Below are 21,621 nucleotides of genomic sequence, written 5' to 3' on the forward strand. Positions count from 1 at the left end.
CCAGTTCAATGCGCAAACATGTCGTACTGGCCGCCGGCTTGCTGGCCGCCTTGCCCGCCCTCGCGGATGAAAACCTGTTCGGCTACGTCCGCGGCTCCGAAGTCCTGCCAAAAGGCAGCGGCGAGTTTTACCAATGGGTCACCCAGCGCAACAACAAGGGCAGCGGCCACTACCGCGCGGTGGACACCAAGACCGAGATCGAATACGGCGTGACCGACCGCTTCCAGGTATCGGCCGAAGTGAACGGCCTGGCCGTCAAGAGCCAAGGCCTGCTGATCAACGGCTACCTGCCGAAGGACATTGATTCCAACCTGCGCCTGCAAGGCTTTGAAGTCGCAGCCAAGTACAACTTCCTCAGCCCGGCCAAGGACGATTTCGGCCTGTCCGCCTATACCTCCTTCGAATACGGCCGCCTGGACGTGCACTCGGGCCAGCGCAAGCGCGAACTGGAATTCGAAGCGCAACTGCAGGCGCAGAAGTACTTCCTGGAAGGCCAGCTGACCTGGGTGGGCAATATCGGCCTGCGCGCAGCGCACGAAAAACGCAAGGCCATTGCCGACCTGCCGGAAGACTTCGAATGGCCGACCGATCCGGAGATGGAAATCTCGACCAAGATCGGCACCGGCCTGTCCTACCGTTTCGCACCGGGCTGGTATGCCGGCGTTGAAGCGCTGTTCGAAAACGAGTATGAGACCGAGGTTGGGCAGGAGCGCTGGTCGGTCTTCGGCGGCCCTTCGCTGCACTATGGCGGCAAGCAATGGTGGGCGACGCTGACCGTGTTCCGCCAGCTGCGCGGTGGCGGCGAGCGTTACGACGGCCAGCCTGCAAAGCAATTGCACCTGATCGAGCGCACCAAGAACGAGCTGCGTTTGAAGGTCGGCTACAACTTCTAAAGGGAATCGCCATGAGTGCACTTCGCTGGAATGCCTTCTTCCTTCCTGTGGCCGTGCTGGCCGGTCCCACGGCCTACGCCACCGACTACCTGACGGTGGCGCAGGCGCAGGAGCAGTTGTTTCCCGGCGCCCAGTTCAGCGAGCAGACCCTGAAGTTCAGCGGTGAACAGCGCGACCGCATCAAGGCCGCTGCCGGCGTGCGCCAGCGCAACGACGAAATGAAGCTCTGGCGCGCCGAGAAGAACGGCAAGCTGCAGGGCTGGCTGATGGTCGATGAAGTGATCGGCAAGCACGAGTTCATTACCTACGCCACCGCCATTGGCGCCGATGGCAAGGTAGTCGGCATCGAAATCATGAGCTACCGCGAAACGCACGGCGGCCAGGTACGCGAGCCGGCTTGGCGCAAGCAATTCGCCGGCAAGTCGGTCAGCGATCCGTTCAAGCTGGACCAGGACATCCAGAACATCAGCGGCGCCACCCTGTCGTGCCGCAATGTGATGGATGGCGTCAAGCGGCTGCTGGTAATCCAGCAGATGTTCCTCAAGGCCTGATGGACGTAGTGCGCCGCATGCGCCCTGCATTGGGCACTTTCGTCGAGGCAGGCTGCTCCGGCAGCGCCGGCCTGCCCGCCCTCGACGCGGCCTTTGCCAGCCTGGCACTGGCGCAGGAACGCTGGAGCTTCCAGGACCCGGGCAGCGAACTGTCGCGCATCAACGGCAGCGACGGCGGCTGGGTCGCCGTGCATGGCGACACGGTCCGCTTGCTGCGCCTTGCACGCGGCCTGATGCTGGCCAGTGGCGGCTACTTCGACTTTACCGTCGGCGGCGCGCAGGTGCGCCGGGGCAGCCTGCCCGACCATGGCGGCTTGCCCGCGCTGGAACGCGGCTCGGCGCTTGACGTGGAACTGGGCAGAGGAGCTGTCCGCTTGCGGCGGCCGGTGCGCCTGGTGCTGGACGGAATCGCCAAAGGCTTTGCCGTCGATGTGGCCTGCCGCGCCATGCGCCGGGCCGGCGCGGTGGCGGGCTGGATCAACGCCGGCGGCGATCTCCGCGTCTTCGGCGACATCGAACTGCCGATTGCCCTGCGCGGCGAAGACGGCGGCGTGCGCCCTTGCGGCACGCTGCGCAACGCAGCTTTCGCCAGTTCGATGGTGGCCTCCCGGCGCGACGAATCCTTCGGCGCCGACATCATTGGCCCGGCCGGTCTGGCGCCGCAACAAGGCGTCTGGTCGGTGACCGCGCGCAGCGCGTGGCGCGCCGACGCATTGACGAAGGTGGCCGCCATTGCGCCAGCGCAGGTACGCGCAGAACTGCTGGCAAGCCTGGGAGGGCAAGTGGCATGAAAGGCTATCCCCGCTGGTTCTTGCGCGCGCTGCTCGGCGCGCTGCTGATGATGCTGGTCACCGGCCTGTTGCTGGCGCCCGGCACGCTGGTGATGCGCGCCGAAATGGACCTGCCCTGGCGCCTGCCGGGCGAAGCCCGCGTTTACACGGCGATGCTGCACGCAGCCGGCGGCTTCAGCCTGGCGGCGTTTACCGGGTCCTTATGGAGCCTGCACATGCGCGCGGGCTGGCGACGCCGGAAGCACCGTGGCAGCGGCTTGTTCGTCGGCTCTTTGCTGGTGCTGCTGTGCATGAGCGCCGTGGCAGTCTATTACCTGGGCGAGGAACAAGCGGGCACCATGGCGGCGCTGCTGCACCTGGCCCTGGGCATCGTCCTGCTCGGCCCTTTCGGCTGGCACTGGCTGCGCGGCTACCGTAGCCGGCATCATCATGGCCCAGCGGTTTAAGCCAGCACCAGCCAGCCCAGTGCGATCAGGCTGAACACCGCGGCGATCATGCCGAGCGTGTTCTCCGACCGCTCATCGGGGCTGGTCAACTTCCATAGAAACTTCAGCATGATTCTCGTCCCCAACCGCGTCCCAACGCCAGGCAGACGTCAGGCGTACCTGCAGGTAATCAAGGAAGAGGCGAACCCGGAGCGGCAGGTTGCGGCCGTGCGGCAGGATCGCCTGCAGCGGCGCGGCCGGCATGCCATAGCGTGGCAACAGGCGCTGCAAGCGCCCGGCCAGCAGGTCATCGCCCACATCCCAGATCGATTTTACTACCAAGCCACTACCTTGCAGCGCCAGCATGTGCGCAGCCTGGCCATCATTGGTGAGGAAGGTTGCGGCCACGCGCACGCTGGCCTCACCAGCAAAGCGCCAGTCGACGCGCCGGGCGTCACCGATCACGATGCAACGATGCCCGGTTAGCTCAGCAGGACTTGCCGGCGTGCCGTGCTGCGCCAGGTAGGAGGGCGCGGCGCACAGCACGCGGAAATTCGGCGCCAGCCGGCGCACCACCAGGTTGGGATCTTCCACGCTGCCGAAGCGGATCGCCATGTCCTGCCCGGTTTCCAGCAGGTTCACTACCGTATCGGTCAGTTCAAGCTGTACCTGCAGGCCAGGGTGCTGGCGCTGGAAGTCGGCGACGATGGGAACGATGTGCTGGCGTCCAAGTTCGGCTGGAGCGCTCAGGCGCAGCAGGCCGTCCACTTCTTGCCGGCTGTGCGCGAGCAGGGACTCGGCCTGGCCAACCTCCTCCAGGATGCGCAGGACGCGCGCATGGAACAAGGCACCGTCGGCCGTCAGCGCCTGGCGCCGGGTGGTCCGCTGCAGCAGACGCAGGCCGATATTCTTCTCGAGCTGCGCCAGGCGTTTGCTCACCACCGATAGCGGCAGTTCAAGTTCACGCGCCGCGGCCGACATGCTGCCTGCCGCAACGATGTGCGCAAAAGCCCGCAGGGCCGGCAAATCATCAAGCATGGGCCGATTCTCCCTGAATTGGAAAGTATGTATTCGTCATTGCCGTCTATTTTAGCCACACCAGGGCAAATACCATGCAATTCTTTCCAAAGGAGATATGATGAAACAGCTGACCACCCTGTTGCTGGCTGCCCTGCCCCTGGCTGGCGCCCACGCGGCCCCCGAAGCGCAACTGGTCCATCCCCGCCAGCAGCTTGTCGACCCTTCGCTGCCGGCGGCACAGGCCGAAGCCAGCGTGCTTGCCGCCCGCCGCTACGCATCGTTCTGGAACAACGGGGACGAAGCGCTGGCCCGCGCCGCGCTGGCGCCAGGATTCACCGACCGCACCCTGCCGCCTGGCCGCGCACAAGGATTGCCAGGCCCGCTGGCGGCATCAGCCTTCGTGCGCGCTGCCGTACCCGATATGAGCGCCGAGATCGAGCAACTGATTGTCAGCGGCGACCGCGCCGTCGTGCACTTGCGCTTCCGGGGCCATTTCACCGGCAGTTTCAAGGGCGTGCACGGAAAAGGACAGGCAATCGACTTCATCGCCACCGACATCTACCGCGTCGTTGACGGCCGCATCACCGACAACTGGCACATCGAAGACAACCTCGCCTTCCTGCGCCAGCTCGGCGTGATCGGAGACTAAGCCAGCAACTGCAGGCGCGCAGCGGAAGGCAGGCCGGGGAAGGTGCGCGCCAGCGCCGTGTCGGGCAAGCGCAGGTGGCGCTCGGCCACGTGCGCCAGCACATGGCGGAAGTCGGTGGTCACAGGCAGGTCGCGGCCCTCGTTCAACTGGGCCTCGGCCAGGCCTTTCCATTCGCCTGCGACCTTGCCGCCCTGGAGCTTGCCGCCCAGCAGCCACATGGCGTTGCCGTGGCCATGGTCGGTGCCCCGGTTGCCGTTCTCGCGCGCGGTGCGGCCAAACTCGGACATCACGACAATCACGGTATCGTCGAACAAGGGGCCAAGGCGCTGCGCCAGCGTCGCCAATCCCTGCCCCAGCGGCTGCAGGCGGTTAGCCAGTTGCCCGGTGCCGGCACCCTGGTTGGCATGCGTGTCCCAGCCGCCCAGCGCAACGAAGGCGAGCTGGATGTTCGGATTGTTGCGCATCAGCGTGGCGAGCCTGCCGGCATCGTCAGGGAAGCCGTTCGGCAGCGGCGCGCCGTTATCGGCCGCCTGCATCTCGGACATCATGCCGCCGTTGGCAGCGGCCATCACTTCCTCATGCGCCTTGCGCCCGGCCTGGTACACCTTGCCGTAGCGTTCATTGCCGGCGTACAGCGCGTCGAAAGCCTTGGCGATCTGCGGCCGGTCGAGCGGCGTGGAGCGGGTGCCGGCCGCGCCATTGGCAAGGTTGGTGGCCGGCTGCGCGCCCGACAGCACGCGCGGCATGACGGGACCGATGCTAAGCGCCCGCGTCGGCGTGGTGTCGCCCGGCAGGCTGCCAAGCAGGCGGTTCATCCAGCCATCCTGCGTGCTCTTCACGCCCGGCGTGGCAGACTCCATATAGTCTTGCGCATCGAAGTGGGACCGGCTCGCATCCGGCGAGCCGCTGGCGTGCACGAAGGCCAGCTTTTTCTGCTCCCACAGCGGCATCAAGGGCGCCAGCGCCGGATGCAGGCCAAAGTAGCCGTCCAGGTTCAGCGCGCCGTCCTCGGCGCCCGGCCTGGCCAGCGCAATATTCGGGCGCAGGCGGGCATATTCGGGGTCGGCCACCGGCGCCACCACGTTCAGGCCGTCCACCGCGCCGCGCAGCATGACGACGATCAGTTTTTTCGCGGTGGGCGAGCTGCTGCCGGGGGCCATGGTCGCTGCCCAGGCATGGGGGCTGAGCGGCAGCATCAGGCCGGCGCTGGCGGCAAAGGCGTTCAGGAATTGGCGTCGTTGCATGGCGCGCTCCGTTAGCGTTGCATGAAGTCGGGGCTGCCGAGCAGCATGGCGGCGCGCAGGCGTTCATTGCTGTCGGCGACGATGGCGGCAGTCTGTTTCGACACCGAGGCGCCCAATGCCTCCTGCACCTTGCCGGCATCGGCGCCGTTGGAAAATGACAGCGCGTAGCTGATGCGGCGGCTCAGGCCATCCGGGTTCAGCCAGGCGCCTTCCGTGTTCTTGTAGCCGTCCGGCGTCTGGCAGCCGTACAGGGGCATGCCGAGCCGGTTCAGGATGCCGACCAGCGGCTTCACTTCGGGCATCGGCATGGCAGCGGCGCGCGAGGCGGATACCACGTACTGGTAGGGCGTCTTGAACTTGGCGCCGGCATATTGCTGGTCCATGAACTCCGGGCTGGAGAACAGGGTGCGCAGCACGGTGCGGATATCGCCCTTGCTGGCGATCCAGCTTTGCGCCAAGCGCTCCACCAGCGCGGGCGGCGGCTGGTCGGCCACGAAGTACTGCGCCAGCTTGCTGCTGACATGGCGCGCGGTCGCGGGGTGCGTCGCCAGCACGTCCAGCGCATACTCGCCTTCCGCTTCCCCGCGCGCGGTGACCGGCTTGCCCAGCCAGGTCTTGGCGCCGTTATCGTGGCGGCGCGGATCGAAGGCGAACTGGGCGTCGCGCTTGGGGCGGTAGGTCCAGCCGGTCAGCATGCGCGCGAGCTCGGTCACGTCTTTCTGGGTATAGCCGCCGTCCACGCCCAGGGTGTGCAGCTCCATCAGCTCGCGGGCGTAGTTTTCATTCAGGCCGCCAGCCTTCGAGACCCAGTTATCCAGGTAGAACAGCATGGCTGGATGATGGGCCGTGGCGCCGAGCATCTGGCGGAAGGAGCCAAACACGTAGGGACGGATCGCATCGCGCTCGTAGCTGGCCACCAGGGCGCGGTCCTGGCCTTTGCCTGAAAATACGTTGAAGTGGTTATACCAGAAGTCAACCATCACCTCTTCCAGCTGGCGCGGGCTTTCGATGGCGCGCAGCAGGCGGGCTTCGGCTGCCTCGGACGCCATCTGCTGCACCACTTCCCGGCGCTCACCCTGGTCGCCGCTGCGTGCTTCCTGGAATCGTTCCAGCGCATCGCCCGCGCTCATTTTCAGCGTTTCCAGTCTGTCCAGCCGCTGGGCTAACGCACCAGGCAAGGCCGGCGGGGTGAGTTGCTCATCAATATAAGCTTGCACGCCGGACTGGCGCACCCGCTCGATATCGCCGGGCCGCGGTCCATATGCCAGCCGGTTCAGCACATGGACAGCTGCCTGCTCGCCGGCCAGTGGCGCAGCCCACAGGGCGGCCTGGGGGAGCGCCGCAAGCACGGCGCCGAGTATCCAGCTTCGCATGATGTCGTCTCAATACAATGATCTACAGGACTTTCTTTATACGCTAGCCGCCGGATTGAGGGCAAAGACTCCTTTGTATCAGGATGTTAATTGTTTGATTTGTATGCTCTAATTCACGTTGCGCAAATTGAAAGGACGGCATGAAGAGATATCAGGTCCCGCTATCGGTGGCGGCCATGCTGGCGCTCAGCGCCTGCGGCATCACCGGACCGGCGAACAAGGTCGCGGCGGATGCGCCGCAACAATGGCAGGCCCCCCTGCCCCATAACGGCAGTACCGGTGAACTGGCCAATTGGTGGCAGCGCCAGTCCGATCCGCTGCTGGTGCAGTTGATCGAGGCCGCACAGGCGGCCAGTCCCACCATCGCCAGCGCCCAGGCGCGCTTCGCAGCAGCCAGCGCCGAGCGCACCGCCGCCGGCGCCGCCCTCGCACCTTCGCTGACCGGTGTACTGACCTCCACCCGCATGAGCCAGCAGTCCGCCAGCGCTCCTACCAATACCACCACCCAGCTGCTGGCCCAGGCCCAGTGGGAGATCGACCTGTTCGGCGGCGGCCGCGCGCGCCGCAACGCTGCCATCGCGCGCCACGAGGGCGCGCAGGCGGGCTGGCACGAAGCCCGCGTCAGCGTGGCGGCCGAAACGGCCAACCAGTATTACAGCCTGCGCGCCTGCGAAAAGCTGCTGGACGTTGCCCGCATGGATGCCGCCTCGCGCGCCCATACCGCGCGCCTGACCGACATCACCACCAAGGCCGGCTTCCAGTCGCCCTCCGCCAATGCCCTGGCCCGCGCCAGCGCCGCCGACGGCAATAACCGCGCGGTGGCCCAGCGCGCCGCCTGCGACAGCGAACTGAAAGTGCTGGTGGCGCTGACCGCCATCGCGGAACCGGAGCTGCGCGCGCGCCTGGGCGACAGCGCAGCCGATGCCGTGCTGTCGCCGGAAGCCGGCGTCGCTATCGATACGGTGCCGGCCCAGGTGCTGGCGCAGCGTCCGGACGTGTTCAACGCCGAGCGCGAAGTGGCTGCTGCCAGCTACGACGTCGCCAGCGCGCGCGCCGAGCGCCTGCCGCGCCTGGGCCTTTCCGGCTCCATCGGGCGCGGCCGCCTGCATGCCGGCGGCCAGGACATCACCGCCAACGTATGGACCATCGGCCCCCTGCAAATGACCCTGCCGATCATCGACTGGGGCGTGCGCCGCGCCAATGTGGAAGCTTCCCGCGCCCGCTATGACGCAGCCGTATCGAGCTACAAGGCCAGCGTGCGCCAGGCAGTGTCGGAGGTTGAACAGGCGCTGGTGGCGCTGCAAAGCACGCAGGAGCGTGCCGAGGATGCGCAAACCGCGCTGGACGGCTATCGCAGCTTCTTCACCGCGACCGAAGAACGCTACAAGAACGGGCTGGCCAGCCTGCTTGAACTGGAAGACGCCCGCCGTACGCGGCTGGCCGCAGAAAACACAGTGGTGAACCTGCAGCGCGAACGCAGCGCCGCCTGGATCGCCCTGTACCGTGCAGCAGGCGGCGGCTGGGCCGCACCTGCCGCGCAATAAGATTGGACAAACTATGAAACCACTGCACCGCACTCCCTCCGCTGTCGCCGCCCTGGCAGTTGCTACTGCCCTTGCCGCCCTGGCCCAGGCGCCCTGCGCCATGGCCGAAGACAAGAAGCCTGCCGCCGCCAAGCCATCGCTGACCGTCACGACCGTCCGCCCTCAGAAAACCAGCCTGCCGATCCGCCTGACCGCCAACGGCAACGTCGCCGCCTGGCAAGAGGCAATCATCAGCAGCGAATCGAACGGCCTGCGCCTGTCGGACGTCAAAGTCAACGTGGGCGACGTCGTCACCAAGGGCGAAGTACTGGCCGTGTTCGCGCCGGAAACCCCGCAGGCCGAAGTGGCGCAAGCCAAGGCCGCCTTGATGGAAGCCGAAGCTGCCGCCGCGGAAGCGAAGGCCAATGCCGAGCGCGCACGCTCGATCCAGGACACCGGCGCCCTGAGCGCCCAGCAGATCAGCCAGTACACCACCGCCGAAGCCACGGCCCAGGCGCGCGCCGCCTCCGCCAAGGCCATGCTGGCGTCGGCCGAACTGCGCCTGCGCTACACCAGGGTGGTCGCGCCCGACGCGGGGGTGATCTCGGCCCGCAGCGCCACCGTCGGCGCCGTCGCCGGCCCGGGAACAGAGCTGTTCCGCATGATCCGCCAGGGACGCCTGGAATGGCGCGCCGAAGTCACGGCCGCCGACCTGCGCAACATCAGGATTGGCGGCAATGCCGTCGTCAAGGCCGCCAATGGCAGTGAACTGACCGGCAAGGTGCGCATGGTGGCGCCGACCATCGACCCGCAGACCCGTTCCGCCCTGGTCTATGTCGACCTGCCGCCGAATAACGGCAAGCAGGCGCCGTTCAAGGCCGGCATGTTCGCCACCGGCCAGTTCGAGCTTGGCGCATCCGATGCGCTGACCGTGCCGCAGCAGGCGATTACCGTGCGCGATGGCTTCAGCTACGTCTTCCGCCTGAACCAGGACCAGCGCGTGAGCCAGGTCAAGGTGCAGCCGGGCCGCCGCATCGGCGACCGCATTGAAGTGCTGTCCGGGCTGGCGCCCGATGCGCAGATCGTGGCTGCCGGCGCAGGTTTCCTGAACGACGGCGACCTGGTACGCAATACCGGCGCGCCGGCGCAAGCCGCTGCGGCGGTCAAGCCGGCACGCTAAGGAGGCGCCGTGAACTTTTCCGCCCTCTCAATCAAGCACCCGGTTCCGGCGATCATGCTGTTCATCCTGCTGTCGCTGGCAGGCTGGATGGCCTACCGCGCCAACCCGGTGCAGGACTTCCCGGACATCGAACTGCCGATCGTCACCGTTTCCGCCTCGCTGCCCGGCGCCGCGCCGGCCCAGCTGGAAACCGAAGTGGCGCGCAAGATCGAGGATTCGGTCGCCACGCTGCAAGGCGTGAAGAACATCTACGCCAAGGTGCTGGACGGCACCGCCACCATCACCGTTGAGTTCATTCTCGAGAAGAACCTGTCCGACGCAGTCAACGAAGTGCGCGACGCCGTCACCCAGGTGCGCGCCGACATGCCCGGCGAAATGCGCGACCCGGTGGTCAGCAAGGTGTCCACCGCAGGCCGCGTGATCCTGGCCTTCACCGTCACGCCGAAGCAAGGAACGAAGATCGACGATGCGGACCTGAGCTGGTATGTGGACAATACCGTGGCCAAGAAGCTGCTGTCGGTGCCCGGCGTCGGCGCCGTCAAGCGCGTCGGCGGCGTGAGCCGGGAAATCCGCGTCGAGCTGGATGACGAACGCATGGCGGCCCTGCGCGTGTCCGCGCTGGACGTGTCGCGCATGCTGCGCCAGGTGCAGAAGGAAGCGCCGGGCGGGCGCGGCGACGTCAGCGGCGCCGAGCAATCTGTGCGCACCATCGCGACCGTGAAAAGCGCGCAGGAACTTTCGCAGATGGATATCCCGCTGGGCGATGGGCGCCACATCCGCCTCGATCAGGTGGCCGACGTGACCGACACCATTGCCGAACCGCGCTCGGAGGCGACGCAGGACGGCAAGAAAGTGGTCGCCTTCGAAATCTTCCGCACCAAGGGCGCCAGCGAAACCCAGGTTGCCGCCGACTCGCGTGCCGCGGTGGAAGAACTGCGCAAGGCGCATCCGACCATCGACATCACACAATCGATCGACAATGCCGAGCCGGTTGCCGAGAACTTCGACGGCTCGATGGAACTGCTGTACGAGGGCGCCATCCTGGCCGTGCTGGTGGTGTGGTGGTTCCTGCGCGACTGGCGCGCCACGCTGGTAGCTGCTTCGGCGCTGCCGCTGTCGGTGCTGCCGGCCTTCCTCGGCATGTACTGGATGGGCTTCACGCTGAACACCGTGACCTTGCTGTCCCTGGCCCTGGTGGTAGGCGTGCTGGTGGACGACGCGATCGTGGAAATCGAAAACATCGAGCGCCACCTGCACATGGGCAAAACGCCGATGCAGGCCGCGCTTGAAGCGGCCGACGAAATCGGCATGGCGGTGATCGCCACCACCTTTGCCCTGGTTGCCGTATTCCTGCCGACCGCCTTCATGGGCGGCATTCCCGGCAAGTTCTTCAAGCAGTTCGGCTGGGCCGCCGTGCTGGCGGTGCTGGCATCGCTGGTCGTGGCGCGTTTGCTGACGCCGATGATGGCGGCCCACCTGCTGAAGCAGACCGACAAGCCGCAGCAGGAAGACGGCTGGATCATGCAGCGCTATATGAAGACCATGCGCTGGTGCCTGGATAATCGCGGCAAGACCGCGCTGGCCGCAGGCGCGTTCTTTGTCGGCTCGATCATGCTGGTGGGTCTGCTACCGACCGGCTTCGTGCCGCCGGCCGACCGCGGCCAGACCATGGTCAACCTGGAACTGCCGCCCGGCTCCACGCTGGCTGAAACGCGTGCCATCGCCGAGCGCGCCCGCCTGGCCATCATGGAAGTCAAGCCGGTCACCAACGTATTCAGCTCCATCGGCGGCGGCTCTTCCGGCGACGCCTTTGCACCCGGCGCCGCGGCCGAAGCGCGCCGTGCCGTGCTGACCATCACGACCAAGCACCGCAACGACCGCAAGGAGTCGATGCCCCAGATCGACGACATGATCCGCGAAAAGCTGTCCGCCCTGCCGGGCGCGCGCTTCACCGTCGGCCCACCGGATACCGGCGTGAAGATGCAGCTCGTGCTGCGTTCGGAAGACCCGGTGGCGCTGATCGAGTCGGCGCGCAAGGTGGAGCGCGACCTGCGCACCCTGCACGGCATCGGCAATGTCACCTCGAGCGCTTCGCTGGTGCGTCCGGAAATCATCGTGCGCCCCGACTTTGCCAGGGCGGCCGACCTGGGCGTGACCGCCAATGCCATCGGCGAAACGGTGCGCGTGGCCACCGCCGGCGACTACGACTTCGAACTGACCAAGATGAACCTGGCCGAACGCCAGGTGCCGGTCCGCGTCAAGCTGCCGGACAGCGTGCGCGCCGACCTGGATGCCATCGGCCGCCTGACAGTCCCCGGCCGCAATGGCCCTGTGATGCTGGCCAATGTGGCGACCATCACCATGGATTCCGGCCCGGCCCAGATCGACCGCCTGAACCGCAGCCGCAACGTGACGCTGGATGTGGAGCTGGGCAGCCGCTCGCTGGGCGAACTGGATGAAGAGGCACGCCAGCTGCCGTCGATGAAGAACCTGCCGCCAACCGTGACCCGCGCCGAACTGGGCGACACGCAGGAAATGCAGAACCTGTTCGCCAGCTTCGGCATCGCCATGCTGATCGGCGTGCTGTGCATCTACGGCGTGCTGGTGCTGCTGTTCCACGATTTCCTGCAGCCGCTGACCATTCTTGCCGCGCTGCCGCTGTCGATCGGCGGCGCCTTCGTGGCGCTGCTGGTGACGCAGAAAGCGCTGTCGATGCCATCCATGATCGGCCTGATCATGCTGATGGGGATCGTGACCAAGAACTCGATCCTGCTGGTCGACTATGCCATCCTGGCGCGCGCCGAAGGCATGAGCCGCTTCGATGCGCTGGTCGACGCCTGCCACAAGCGAAGCCGCCCGATCCTGATGACCACCATCGCCATGGGCGCCGGCATGATGCCGCTGGCCATGGGCTGGGGCGCCGACCCGAGCTTCCGCTCGCCGATGGCGATTGCCGTGATCGGCGGCCTGATTACTTCCACCCTGCTGTCGCTGCTGGTGGTGCCGGCCGTGTTCACCTATGTGGACGATGCCGAACACCTGATCAAGCGCATCGTGCATAAGGTCCGCAAGCCGCACAAGCATGCAGCGGCGCCCGTCGCCGAATGAGGAGCCTGCCATGAAAGTCCGCACCGTAGAAATAGAACCGGCCCGCGTTGCCTGCCTGCGCCACACCGGGCCCTTTGGCCCGGCCCTGGGCGATTTCTGGCGCGACGTGGTGGCGCCGTGGATGCAGTCCAACGGCCTGATGGGACGCGTCACCTACGGCGTGGCGCTGGATGATCCCGGCAATACTCCGCCAGAGAAGTGCCGCTACGACGCCTGCGTCGAAGTCGGGCATGACGACCCGGCGCCGCCGCCAGCGGCGCTGGCAACCATTCCCGGCGGGCGCTATGCCGTGGCGGACTATTATGGCCCGGCAGGCGGTATTGGCGACGCGTGGCATGAATTCTATTCACGGGGCTTGCCCGAGGCGGGCTTGAAAGGCCGCCCCGGCCCCTGCTTCGAACGTTATGCCGCAGATTTTCGAGCCGACCCGCAAACGGGCGAATTCGCCTGCGAACTCTTTATCCCGATCGACTGATCATGAGCAGCCAGCCAGGCCACGACAGCGACCACCTGCGCTTTCATCGCGAACATGAACACCTGAGCAAGACCTTTGGTGCGGACACCTTCGGCCTCAAGGCCGAAGCGTTCGCCCGCTTCTTCGGCACGCCGCTGTTCCTCGGGGCGCAGACTGTCATCGTGGCGGTGTGGATCGGTGCGAACATCTGGGGCCTCACGCGTTTCGACCGCTACCCCTTCATCCTGCTGAACCTTGCGTTCAGCCTGCAGGCAGCTTACGCGGCGCCGCTGATCCTTCTCGCGCAAACGCGCCAGGCCGAACGGGACAAGGCCCACAACGATGCCGACGCGCGCCACCGCGAGGCGCTGGCACAGCAGGCGGCCCGCCACACAGCGCAGATGATGGAGCTGCTTCGCCAGAATACTGAACTGACCCAGACCACCAAGGAGCTGGTCGAGCGCATCGACAAGCTGACCGCTGAAGTTCACGGCCACCTGCTGCATGAGCGGAAGGACGGTTCCTGAGCATCACGCAGCTTCACAGGAAACACATAATCAACGCATAATCGGCATTCACAATTGCGCTTCCACCATCCACCATGGAAGCGCAATGCCAACAAATTCCGCCGTAGCAGGCCGGCCGGCAAACGGGACTATCGCGTTTGTCGCACTGTTCGGGGTCGCCCTGCCCATCGCCGCGCTGCTGTTTGAGTCAATCACCGGCATGTGCCGCCAGATCTTCTTCGATCCCCTTCCGACGCCGATTCACTTCGCCTTGTACGCCACCATTCCATTGGCAAACGTACGGCTATTGCTCGCATTGAGGCGCGGCGCGGCATTACCACCGCGCTGGGCCCTTTTGCATGCATTCTCCGCCGGCGTTGCCGTGTTTTACAGCCTGGTATTCCTGCCGATATCCCCCATTGCGGCATTCGCGGTCATCGCGCTCGGCATCGGCCTGCTTGGCCTCTCGCCGATGTTTGCCGTGGCATGCGTCGTATTCTCCAGAAAGGCATTGAGGGCTGGAAGCGGACAATCGCCTGGCAAGCTGTGGCAAGGCATCGCGCTCGCATTCCTGGTACTGCTGGTGATTGATGCCCCGTCCACCATGACAAGGATCGGCATGCAGATGGCTGCGTCGGATTCCGCCGAAATTCGCTTGCGCGGCATCCGGCTCTTACGCAAAGTGGGCGATGAGGACTTGATGCTGCGCCTTTGCTACCGCCAGGGCGCACAGGCGACCGACCTGCTCGGCACCCTGTTCACAAGCCAGGCGGAAGCCGACCCGCAGCGTGCCCGAACCGTCTTCTACCAGGTGACGGGAACAGTATTCAACTCCCGCCCCGCCCCTGTTCACCGCTCGATGCGCGAGTGGGAGCGCACATTCGACGATGGCCAGGGAAATGCCGATGTAGGCCAGCGCGTCAACGACGTCGCGCTGGCAGCCTCGCGCATGGATGGATCGATTGACGCCAATGCCGCGCTGGGCTACTTGGAATGGACCATGGAGTTTCACAACAAGTCGCCCAGCCAGCAGGAAGGCCGGGCGGAAGTAGTCCTGCCGCCGGGCGGCGTCGTGTCGCGCGCAACGCTGTGGATTGACGGAGAGGAGCGCGAGGCCGGTTTCGGAGCCCGCGCGCAGGTACGCGAAGCCTACGCGAAAGTGGTCAGCAAAAACCGTGATCCGCTGCTGGTCACCACGGCGGGGCATGACCGGATTCTGGTGCAGCTGTTTCCAATCCCCCCATCCGGCGACATGAAAATCCGCCTCGGCATCACCATTCCCCTGGTGACTCAAGGCCAGCAAGCAATGCATCTCCGGTTGCCGGCCTTCAGTGAACGCAACTTCGACCTGGCGCCGGACTTGCGCCACGCCGTATGGTTCGAGTCAGCCGCACCGTTGAAAGGCAGCCCCGGGTTAAGAGCCCAGGCAGGCCCACGCGGCATCTTTGCCGTACGCGGCGAACTGGCCGAACCCTTGCCGGCGCATCCAATGCATACGGTCTGGGTGCCAGGCGCGCGGCCGGCAGCGCTGGCATGGAGCACCGATGAGAAAGGCGGAGACGGCAAGAACGTCGTCCAGGAAGTCAGCGAAGCCACCGCCATTCCGCCGCAGCGGGTGGCCATCGTCATCGACGGCTCGGCCTCAATGCTGCAACGGAAGCATCAACTGCTTGAGGCCCTGGCTTCCTTCCCGCGAAACATCGAGATGGCCGTGGTGTTTGCCGGGGACGAGACACCGTCGCTGTTCCTCCATGACGGCACCAACTCGCTACTTACGCGCCAGTACATCGGCAAGCTGGACTTCGCCGGCGGACGCGATAACAGCGAAGCACTGGGTATGGCGTGGGACTGGGCCGCCATGTCGTCGCGCGGAGCGATTGTATGGATCCATGGCGCCCAGCCGCTGGCATCCCAGTCAACGGGCGCCTTGCAGCAGCGGCTGGAACGCAGGGCAAGCCAGGTCGCCCTGTATGACCTGGCCGTGGAACGGGGACCAAACGTGATAGCGCAGCAGCTCGAGGGAGCAAGCGCGGTAGCAAGCTTCGGCAACCTGGCCGAAGATCTCGGCAAGCTGTTTGCACAATGGGCGCCCGGAGCCAGGCGCACGGTCCTGTTGCGCGAGCGACGCAGCGGCGGTGGCATGCCACAATCGAGCCAAACCTCGCAGCACCTGGTGCGGCTGTGGGCGGCAAACGAAGTCGCCGCAATGAGCGCAGCCTCGTCCCGGAAAGCGGATGCCGTCAGCCTGGCCGTACGCTACCAGTTGGTTACCCCCGTCACCGGCGCCGTGGTGCTGGAAACGCGCGAGCAATACAAGGATGCCGGCCTGGAGCCCGTACCGCCGGGCAGCGTGCCGACTATCCCTGAGCCGGAAACCTGGGCGATGATCCTGGTGGCGACCCTCATGCTGGCGTGGCACCGCCGCCTCAGGCCGCAATGAAGCCGGCGCCATTTCCCCTGCTGCTGGCCGCATTGTGCCTGGCGTGCTGGCCGGTCCTGCTCTGGTTCGCCACGGGCACGCTGGACGGTTCGAACGACAGTGCAGGCTTGCTGGCCGCGGCGGCCGCCGCAGCCGTCGTAGCCTTTGCGCCGGCGCAGCAAACCCTGGCACGTCCGCTGCTGCTGCCGTGCGCATGCCTTGCCGTCTATCTCGCCGCCACCATTTGCAAGGTACCTGTGCCGGCGCGTTCATTGATCCTTGCGGCGGCAATCACTGCGCTGGCCAGCAGCGCCAGGCTGGGCAAGCGATTTGACGTAGCCCTGTTCTCGCTTTGCATCCTTGCATTGCCGTTCGCCGCAACCTTGCAGTTCTACCTGGGATATCCGCTGCGGGTTCTCGCCGGCGACGTCTCGGTTTTCCTGCTGCGCATGAACGGCGTCCTCGTAACGCGCGAGGGCGCCATGCTGGCATGGCATGGACAGCTGGTGTCGATCGACGCACCATGCAGCGGAGTGAAAATGCTGTGGACAGGCCTGCTCCTGGCAAGCGCCGCGGCAGGAGCCAAGCGCCTTGCATCGCTACCCACGGCTGCGGCGCTGACGCTGGCAGTCGTCGTGGTCGTTGCGGCCAATGCACTCCGCGCTTCGGCGCTGTTCTACGTGGAAACCGGCATCGTGCACCTGCAGCAGGCGGCGCATGGCGCCATCGGCATCGTCAGCTTTGCCGGCGCGGGCGCGGCAATCCTGTTCATGACCCATCGCATGGGCAGGAGTGCTCCATGAGACCGTTAGCCGCCATGGCGTTCGCAGGCTTGTGCGTTTTGGCCGCGCTCGCGCCCGCGTGCGTCGAAAGCGGTGCAAGCTCCCGCGTCATGGCCGGCTTTCCAGGATGGCCCGCCAGCTTTGAAGGCAAGCCGCTTTCGCCGCTTCCCCTCACGCCGATCGAAGCGCGTTTCCAGCAGAACTTCCCTGGACGCGTAGGCCGATTCAGCGATGGCGAGCGCGAAATCGTCATCCGTTGGGTGGACCGGGGCACGCGCAAGCTGCATGCAAGCAGCGACTGCTTCAAGGCGAATGGCTACGAGCTCGCCATGCGGCCCGTCAAGATCGTCGGAAACGAGCGCTGGTCGGGCTTCATCGCGTCCCGCGGAGCGCAGAAGCTTGAAGTGCACGAACGGATTACCGATGGCCACGGCGGGCAGTGGAGCGACGTCTCGGCCTGGTATTGGGCAGCGCAACTGGGGCAGACAAACGGACCGTGGTGGGCCATCACCGTTGCGAAAAGCGCCAGCGGGCATGCGCCTTAGTCGGCCGCCCAGCCGCCGCCCAGTGCGCGGTACAGGTCCACGCTGGCGCCTAGCACGCGGCTGCGCAACTGAAGGCGCGTCACGTCGGCGTTGAACAGCGTGCGTTGCGCATCCAGTTCTTCCAGGTAGGAGGCGTAGCCATTGCGGTAGCGGTTGCGCGCAATGCGCAGCGTTTCGGCCGCCGTGGCGCGGCGCGCGTCATTCTGTACCGACTGCTCCTGCAAACGCTGCAAGGCCGTCAGGCTGTTCTCCACTTCCACCAGCGCCGCGCGCACCGTCTGCTCGTAGGCCACCAGCGATTGGTCGCGCTGGGCGGCGGCGGCATCGGTCTGCGCCTGCACGCGGCCGCCATCCCAGATTGGCGCGGTCATGCCTGCGCCTACGCGCCACAGGAAGGTCGGATCGTGCAGGAACTTGCTGAAATCCGGCGATTGCATGCCGCCGGTAGCGGTAAGGCGGAAGGCCGGCAGCAATTGCTCGCTGGTCGCCCGCACCCCGGCCTTCGCTGCCGCCAGATTGTGCGCGGCGCGCGCGATGTCGGGACGCCGCTGGAGCAAGCTTGATGGGAGGCCGACCGGTATTTCCGGCGGGGACAGTTCGTCCAGGGTCTTGCCGCGCGCGACCGGACCTGGGCTGCTGCCGGCCAGCAGGGACAGTGCGTTTTCCTGGTCGCTGATTTGCCGCTGCAACTGCGGGATCTGTTCGGCGGCGGCCTCGTACTCGGCTTGCGCCTGCAGCCATTCCAGGCGCGAGGTATAGCCGGTCTCGAACTGCCGCTGCGCCAGCCGGCGCGAATGCTCGCGCAAGTCCAGGGTGGCGCGCGCCAAGTCGAGTTGGGCATCGAGCCCGCGCAGTTGCAGGTAGCCGTTGGCAGCCAGCGCCGCCACCGACAGTTGCGCGGCGTCAGCGTTGGCCTGTTCGGCTGCCAGCGATTGCCCTGCCGCCTCGCTGGCACGCGCCAGGCGCCCCCACAAGTCGACTTCATACGCCGCCTGGAACTCGCCGGAAAAAAGGTTGGTGATGTAGGGCACGCCGTTGTAGGCCAGTGTGCGCGTGCGCACTGGCGTCAAGGTGGCGCCCAGCGTCGGCGCCCGGTTGGCCTCCGCCGCCGCCAGCCGCGCGCGGAACTCCACTACGCGCAAACGCGCCAGGCGTGCGTCCGTATTGTGCTCCAGCACTCGATCCACCAAGGCGGACAGCGCCGGGTCGCCGTACGCCTGCCACCACTCGCGCTCCAGCTGGGCCCGTGATGCGGGCCCAGTTGTGGCGGGAGGCTGGCTGCGCCATTGCCCGGGGACCGACAGCTGCGGTTCGAGCGCTGCGGGGATGCGCGCGGCGCAGCCGGCCAGCGCCAGGGCAACGCATGCGGCAGCGCTACGCTTCATGGCCGCGCTCCCGCTGCTTTCTCGTTCAGGACAGCGGAGGTATCGACGCTGACGATGACCGACATCCCTGGCCGCAGGCGTTGCGCCAGCTTCTGGCCCTGGTCGATCCTGATCCGCACGGGAATCCGTTGCGAGATCTTGACGAAGTTGCCCGTTGCGTTATCTGCCGGCAGGACGGCGAACTCGGAACCGGTGGCAGGCGATATCCGCTCAACCTGCCCGGTCAGGGTGGCGCCATCCAGCGCGTCGACCTTGAAGGTTGCGCCCTGCCCCACCTGCACGGCGTTCATCTGCGTCTCCTTGAAGTTGGCGATTACCCACATCTCACGCGGCACCAGGCCCATAAGCTGCGCACCGGAGGCCACATACGCGCCACGCCGCACGTTCACCTGTCCGAGTTGCCCGTCGGCCGGTGCGACGATGCGTGTATTGTCCAGGTCCACGCTTGCTGCTTTCAGCGCCGCCTCCGCATTTGCCACTGCCGCCTCCAGGGCGCCGCGATTCACGGTGACGGATTGCGCCTGCTGGCGCGCGATATCCACGTTCGCCCTGGCCTGGGCTACCGCCGCCAGCGCCTGCGCACGCGCCGCTCGCTGCGCATCCTGCTCGCGTACCGACAGCGAACCGTCGCCGACCAGTTGCTCCGCCCGCCCGTAATCTGCCGAAGCACGCGCCGCCTGCACCTGCGCATTCGACAGCACGGCTTCCTGCAGGGCGATGCCGGCCCTGGCGCTGGCGCGCGACTGTTCCCAGTTCGCCAGTGCTGCCTTTTGCGCGGCCAACTGGGCCTGTGCCTGCTCGAAGCGCTGGCGGTAAATGCGCGAATCCAGTTCCACCAGCAGGTCGCCCTTGTGCACGAACTGGAAGTCCTGCACCTTCACGTCCGCTACATAAGCAGGCAGTTGCGATCCTATGACTGTCACCTGACCGCGCACCGTGGCGTTCTCGGTCGACACCACTGGACTGGTGAAGGGCGGCAGGCGCCACGCGTACAGCACGATCAGTACGCCAATCAAGGCGATCAGGGCGAAACCAATGCCCGACAGCCACTGTGCGCGCCGGTCTGGCGCAGGAGGCGCAGGCGCGGTGGCGGGTGCCGCAGTTGCGGGAGTCTCGTTTGCTGGTGGTGATGCGCTCATTGAGCCCCCGAATTGGAAAGTGAAACCTGCGCCATGCCAGTCTGCGCATTCTGCGCCGGCGCCGCCGGACGGGTGGCCGTGCACACCTGCCACGCATAATGCAGCGCCATCCACGCCAGCGTGCCGCAAGCAACAAAGAAGATCATCAGGAAGACGTCGTTATAGGCCAGGATATTGGCCTCCCGGGTCGCCGCCCCGCTCAGAGACGGCAGGCCGAACGCCTGCACCCGCGACGCTACCTGCGGGTCCTGCAGCGTCAGGTGCTCCACCAGCTGGCTGGAATGGAATTTTTCACGCAGCACCTGGAACGTCCCCACCAGCGCCGAGCCAAGCAGGCTGCCCAGGTTCTGCGTCATCGAAAACATCAGCGAGAAGCTGATCAGGTTGCACGGCTGCGCGATCACCGCACCGAATCCCGACACGAAGATCGGCCCAAGGAAGAACGTGCCGCTGAACGCCAGCAGGAACTGGCTGAAATACATCTGCTCCGGGCGCGTCAGGCTGGTGGCCTGCGAATCGATCCACGCTCCCACTGCCATTAGCGCCAGCGCGAACATCAGCATCGGCTGCAGGCGCTGCGGCGCGATGAGCAGGGCACTGGCGAGAATGCCCAGCGTGGCCCCGGCCAGGGCCACCAGCCACAGGGTTTGCATCTGGTCGTTGTTCAAGCCGATCGCCTGCAGGAAGCCGACCGCGCCGCCCGCCTCCGACTGCACCACGCGGATCAGCAGCACCGAGATCGCCAGGCGCGTCATGCTGGCAGTGGTCAGCCAGCGCGTATTGAGCAGGGGCTTGCGCCGGTTATGTTCGATTGCCACCGCCGCCGTGAACAAGATGATGAAGGCGACCAGGGCCCAGCCGATCCAGCGCGCCTCGAACCACCATACCGTGCGCCCCAGCGCCAGCACGGCGCACAGGAAGGCCACGCCGGGCGCGAACAGCGCAAAGGTCACGAAGTCCATTTTCTCGAACGCTTTCACGCGGTCGCCGGGAGGAAGCTTGAGCAGCAGCACGCAGCCGAAGGACAGCAGCGCCATGCCCAGCTCGAAAGAATACAGGCCGCGCCATTCGGCGATGGACAGCAGTTCGGAAGAGAAGATGCGCGCCAGCGGCAGCGACAATTGGGCAAAGCCGATGCCCAGCACCACACCCTTCAAGCGGTGCTGGGCCGGGAAGGCCTGCAGCACATAGTACAGCCCCAGCACCGTCAGCGCGGCGCCGCTGATGCCGTGCGCCGCACGCACCGCGATGGCCGACGCCAGGCCGTGCACGAACAGGTGGGCCACCGTGACCACGGCATACAGCAACAGGAACAGTTCGGTGAACAGGCGCAGGCCAAACTGCTGGCGGAACTTCACCAGCAACAGGTTCATGGAGACATTGCCCATGACGTAGGCCGCCGGCAGCCATTGGATCTCCGCGCTGGTCACGCCCAGCGAGCCCTGGGCATAGACTAGGTTGACCGTGACCAGCGCGTTCCCGAGTCCGCCGGTCAGCGCGACGATCAGCCCAACCAGGAGGAAGGCCAGCCGCTTTGGTGCCGAGTGCAGCGGCGTAGAGGGAGAGCCCGGCAGCAGCGGGCGCTCGTGAGGCAGCCATTTTTGTGGGGCATACTCATCCATTGGATTAGTCTA

General features: G+C 66.1%; 19 protein-coding genes. 13 read left to right on the forward strand and 6 right to left on the reverse strand.

The window, feature by feature from the left end; all coding sequences use genetic code 11:
* The first annotated feature begins 8 nt into the window (after positions 1–8).
* Genes ACN9M3_RS26270 through ACN9M3_RS26285 form a run of 4 tightly spaced genes read left to right on the forward strand, consistent with a single transcriptional unit; the run spans position 9 to position 2,681 of the window.
* The gene (locus ACN9M3_RS26270) at positions 9–893 is read left to right on the forward strand and encodes a DUF6662 family protein (RefSeq protein ID WP_426164309.1); all 885 of its coding nucleotides are present in this window, start codon (positions 9–11) and stop codon (positions 891–893) included.
* Positions 894–904: 11 nt separating this feature from the next.
* Positions 905–1,444, forward strand: a complete 540-nt coding sequence (locus ACN9M3_RS26275) for an FMN-binding protein (protein ID WP_426164311.1) — start codon at positions 905–907, stop codon at positions 1,442–1,444.
* A complete protein-coding gene (locus ACN9M3_RS26280) occupies positions 1,444–2,235 on the forward strand; it encodes an FAD:protein FMN transferase (protein WP_426164313.1) in 792 nt (263 codons plus the stop codon). Before ACN9M3_RS26275 ends, ACN9M3_RS26280 begins: the two co-directional genes overlap by 1 nt.
* Complete coding sequence (locus ACN9M3_RS26285) at positions 2,232–2,681, forward strand: hypothetical protein (protein ID WP_426164315.1); 450 nt, start codon at positions 2,232–2,234, stop codon at positions 2,679–2,681. Before ACN9M3_RS26280 ends, ACN9M3_RS26285 begins: the two co-directional genes overlap by 4 nt.
* A gap of 72 nt (positions 2,682–2,753) precedes the next feature.
* Here the strand turns inward: ACN9M3_RS26285 and ACN9M3_RS26290 are convergent, their stop codons facing one another.
* Positions 2,754–3,698 carry a LysR family transcriptional regulator gene (locus tag ACN9M3_RS26290; protein WP_426164317.1) on the reverse strand — a complete coding sequence of 315 codons (945 nt, stop codon included), beginning with the start codon at positions 3,696–3,698 and terminating at the stop codon, positions 2,754–2,756.
* A gap of 97 nt (positions 3,699–3,795) precedes the next feature.
* Between ACN9M3_RS26290 and ACN9M3_RS26295 the strand changes: the two genes are divergently transcribed.
* Positions 3,796–4,329: an ester cyclase gene (locus ACN9M3_RS26295; RefSeq protein ID WP_426164319.1), complete on the forward strand. Its 534-nt coding sequence runs from the start codon at positions 3,796–3,798 to the stop codon at positions 4,327–4,329.
* On the opposite strand, the gene ACN9M3_RS26300 is transcribed toward ACN9M3_RS26295, so the two are convergent.
* Positions 4,326–5,573, reverse strand: a complete 1,248-nt coding sequence (locus ACN9M3_RS26300) for a DUF1501 domain-containing protein (RefSeq protein ID WP_426319098.1) — start codon at positions 5,571–5,573, stop codon at positions 4,326–4,328. The genes ACN9M3_RS26295 and ACN9M3_RS26300 overlap by 4 nt on opposite strands.
* 11 nt (positions 5,574–5,584) lie before the next feature.
* On the reverse strand, positions 5,585–6,946 hold the full coding sequence (locus ACN9M3_RS26305; protein WP_426319099.1) for a DUF1800 domain-containing protein: 1,362 nt from the start codon (positions 6,944–6,946) through the stop codon (positions 5,585–5,587).
* Between the two features lie 140 nt (positions 6,947–7,086).
* Here ACN9M3_RS26305 and ACN9M3_RS26310 point away from each other — a divergent pair, with 140 nt between their 5' ends.
* The 8 genes from ACN9M3_RS26310 (at position 7,087) to ACN9M3_RS26345 (ending at position 17,463) form a co-directional block, all read left to right on the forward strand.
* Positions 7,087–8,490 (forward strand): efflux transporter outer membrane subunit, encoded by a 1,404-nt coding sequence (locus ACN9M3_RS26310; RefSeq protein ID WP_426164325.1) that lies wholly within the window; start codon positions 7,087–7,089, stop codon positions 8,488–8,490.
* A 13-nt stretch (positions 8,491–8,503) separates the two neighbouring features.
* Positions 8,504–9,649: an efflux RND transporter periplasmic adaptor subunit gene (locus ACN9M3_RS26315; protein WP_426164327.1), complete on the forward strand. Its 1,146-nt coding sequence runs from the start codon at positions 8,504–8,506 to the stop codon at positions 9,647–9,649.
* Between the two features lie 9 nt (positions 9,650–9,658).
* Positions 9,659–12,757, forward strand: coding sequence for an efflux RND transporter permease subunit (locus ACN9M3_RS26320; RefSeq protein ID WP_426319100.1), 3,099 nt, complete (start codon positions 9,659–9,661; stop codon positions 12,755–12,757).
* A gap of 10 nt (positions 12,758–12,767) precedes the next feature.
* Positions 12,768–13,232: an AraC family transcriptional regulator gene (locus ACN9M3_RS26325; protein ID WP_426164331.1), complete on the forward strand. Its 465-nt coding sequence runs from the start codon at positions 12,768–12,770 to the stop codon at positions 13,230–13,232.
* A 2-nt stretch (positions 13,233–13,234) separates the two neighbouring features.
* Positions 13,235–13,738: a DUF1003 domain-containing protein gene (locus tag ACN9M3_RS26330; protein ID WP_426164334.1), complete on the forward strand. Its 504-nt coding sequence runs from the start codon at positions 13,235–13,237 to the stop codon at positions 13,736–13,738.
* An 85-nt stretch (positions 13,739–13,823) separates the two neighbouring features.
* Complete coding sequence (locus ACN9M3_RS26335; protein ID WP_426319101.1) at positions 13,824–16,157, forward strand: VIT domain-containing protein; 2,334 nt, start codon at positions 13,824–13,826, stop codon at positions 16,155–16,157.
* Entirely contained in the window at positions 16,154–16,939 is a 786-nt protein-coding gene (locus tag ACN9M3_RS26340; RefSeq protein WP_426164338.1) for an archaeosortase/exosortase family protein, read from the forward strand. The genes ACN9M3_RS26335 and ACN9M3_RS26340 overlap by 4 nt, the downstream gene beginning before the upstream one ends.
* Positions 16,936–17,463, forward strand: a complete 528-nt coding sequence (locus tag ACN9M3_RS26345) for a hypothetical protein (protein WP_426164340.1) — start codon at positions 16,936–16,938, stop codon at positions 17,461–17,463. The genes ACN9M3_RS26340 and ACN9M3_RS26345 overlap by 4 nt, the downstream gene beginning before the upstream one ends.
* On the opposite strand, the gene ACN9M3_RS26350 is transcribed toward ACN9M3_RS26345, so the two are convergent.
* From ACN9M3_RS26350 to ACN9M3_RS26360, 3 genes are read right to left on the reverse strand one after another with little or no spacing between them, the layout of a single operon-like run.
* Positions 17,460–18,848, reverse strand: coding sequence for an efflux transporter outer membrane subunit (locus ACN9M3_RS26350; protein ID WP_426164342.1), 1,389 nt, complete (start codon positions 18,846–18,848; stop codon positions 17,460–17,462). The two genes, ACN9M3_RS26345 and ACN9M3_RS26350, sit on opposite strands and share 4 nt — an antisense overlap.
* Positions 18,845–19,987, reverse strand: a complete 1,143-nt coding sequence (locus ACN9M3_RS26355; protein WP_426319102.1) for an HlyD family secretion protein — start codon at positions 19,985–19,987, stop codon at positions 18,845–18,847. Before ACN9M3_RS26355 ends, ACN9M3_RS26350 begins: the two co-directional genes overlap by 4 nt.
* Entirely contained in the window at positions 19,984–21,609 is a 1,626-nt protein-coding gene (locus ACN9M3_RS26360; RefSeq protein WP_426164346.1) for an MFS transporter, read from the reverse strand. Before ACN9M3_RS26360 ends, ACN9M3_RS26355 begins: the two co-directional genes overlap by 4 nt.
* Between the last annotated feature and the right edge of the window lie 12 nt (positions 21,610–21,621).

It is taken from the genome of Pseudoduganella sp. R-43, assembly GCF_049913255.1.
Taxonomy (GTDB): domain Bacteria; phylum Pseudomonadota; class Gammaproteobacteria; order Burkholderiales; family Burkholderiaceae_D; genus Rugamonas.

Bases quoted from the DNA above. Each gene is read 5' to 3' on its own strand.
- ACN9M3_RS26280 (WP_426164313.1), top strand. From the start codon at position 1,444: ATGGACGTAGTGCGCCGCATGCGCCCTGCATTGGGCACTTTCGTCGAG.
- ACN9M3_RS26310 (WP_426164325.1), top strand. From the start codon at position 7,087: ATGAAGAGATATCAGGTCCCGCTATCGGTGGCGGCCATGCTGGCGCTC.
- ACN9M3_RS26305 (WP_426319099.1), bottom strand. From the start codon at position 6,946: ATGCGAAGCTGGATACTCGGCGCCGTGCTTGCGGCGCTCCCCCAGGCC.
- ACN9M3_RS26290 (WP_426164317.1), bottom strand. From the start codon at position 3,698: ATGCTTGATGATTTGCCGGCCCTGCGGGCTTTTGCGCACATCGTTGCG.
- ACN9M3_RS26350 (WP_426164342.1), bottom strand. From the start codon at position 18,848: ATGAAGCGTAGCGCTGCCGCATGCGTTGCCCTGGCGCTGGCCGGCTGC.
- ACN9M3_RS26360 (WP_426164346.1), bottom strand. From the start codon at position 21,609: ATGGATGAGTATGCCCCACAAAAATGGCTGCCTCACGAGCGCCCGCTG.
- ACN9M3_RS26275 (WP_426164311.1), top strand. From the start codon at position 905: ATGAGTGCACTTCGCTGGAATGCCTTCTTCCTTCCTGTGGCCGTGCTG.
- ACN9M3_RS26325 (WP_426164331.1), top strand. From the start codon at position 12,768: ATGAAAGTCCGCACCGTAGAAATAGAACCGGCCCGCGTTGCCTGCCTG.
- ACN9M3_RS26345 (WP_426164340.1), top strand. From the start codon at position 16,936: ATGAGACCGTTAGCCGCCATGGCGTTCGCAGGCTTGTGCGTTTTGGCC.
- ACN9M3_RS26335 (WP_426319101.1), top strand. From the start codon at position 13,824: ATGCCAACAAATTCCGCCGTAGCAGGCCGGCCGGCAAACGGGACTATC.
- ACN9M3_RS26300 (WP_426319098.1), bottom strand. From the start codon at position 5,573: ATGCAACGACGCCAATTCCTGAACGCCTTTGCCGCCAGCGCCGGCCTG.
- ACN9M3_RS26340 (WP_426164338.1), top strand. From the start codon at position 16,154: ATGAAGCCGGCGCCATTTCCCCTGCTGCTGGCCGCATTGTGCCTGGCG.
- ACN9M3_RS26270 (WP_426164309.1), top strand. From the start codon at position 9: ATGCGCAAACATGTCGTACTGGCCGCCGGCTTGCTGGCCGCCTTGCCC.
- ACN9M3_RS26295 (WP_426164319.1), top strand. From the start codon at position 3,796: ATGATGAAACAGCTGACCACCCTGTTGCTGGCTGCCCTGCCCCTGGCT.
- ACN9M3_RS26330 (WP_426164334.1), top strand. From the start codon at position 13,235: ATGAGCAGCCAGCCAGGCCACGACAGCGACCACCTGCGCTTTCATCGC.
- ACN9M3_RS26355 (WP_426319102.1), bottom strand. From the start codon at position 19,987: ATGAGCGCATCACCACCAGCAAACGAGACTCCCGCAACTGCGGCACCC.
- ACN9M3_RS26315 (WP_426164327.1), top strand. From the start codon at position 8,504: ATGAAACCACTGCACCGCACTCCCTCCGCTGTCGCCGCCCTGGCAGTT.
- ACN9M3_RS26285 (WP_426164315.1), top strand. From the start codon at position 2,232: ATGAAAGGCTATCCCCGCTGGTTCTTGCGCGCGCTGCTCGGCGCGCTG.